This window comes from Vibrio sp. 2033, from assembly GCF_033339735.1.
This window is the reverse complement of the sequence record NZ_JAWOVC010000408.1, coordinates 1-663: the sequence shown is the minus strand read 5'-3', so window position 1 is coordinate 663 and position 663 is coordinate 1. Positions and strand designations below refer to the sequence as shown.

1 protein-coding gene is annotated in these 663 nt (G+C 45.7%); it reads left to right on the top strand.

Translation table 11 applies throughout. The annotated features are described in order from the left end of the window. Positions 1 to 484 (top strand): DNA repair protein (locus tag R7P74_RS26875; protein WP_318123711.1); only part of this gene is annotated, 484 nt, incomplete at its 5' end. Positions 485 to 663 lie beyond the last annotated feature (179 nt).

Here is a 663-nt window from a genome sequence, read left to right as displayed (position 1 = left end):
GAATATGAAGCAGCAAATCGGACAGCTAAAAGAAAACGGTCCGACTGGTGAAAGTACCTCTTTCAAAATGCCAAGCAGCGATAAGCAAGCCATCGTGATGCTTAAGCTGGTTAAGCGCCTGCGTGACACCGTTCGAAACGAGCACAACAAAGGCCGATTAGACACCCAGACTTACGTAACCGAGAATGCGCGTTTGGAAACGATGCAAATTCGCATCAACATCGAAAACGTGATTAAGCGAGCGAACGATTCCATTGCTCGCGGCCAACCGGGTACTGCGCTACAACTGCTTCGCAAAGGCATCGATGCGCTGAGTACAAAAAGCGATCCGTACTCCATCCAAGCAAAACAAAAGCTTGAAGAGATGCTTGGCGACTTAGACAAGAAACGCCAAGACAAAAGCGATGCAGAAATGCAGCAAATGGCAGACAAAGAGCGTGACAACGACATGGAAGCACTCTTCGGCGAGAAGAAAAAGTGGTAATATCCCCACCAGCTTTTCGCCCTATCCGATTAAAGGCTGCGTTTGCAGCCTTTTTTCTATCCAGATTTCCGTTTTACTCATGCTCTGGATGAACCAAATTTGAACGTAACATACTAAAAATAAAATGATTAATCTCGACGCCTATCAAGATCTTCTTGCTCCTATCAATCAATTTCTGC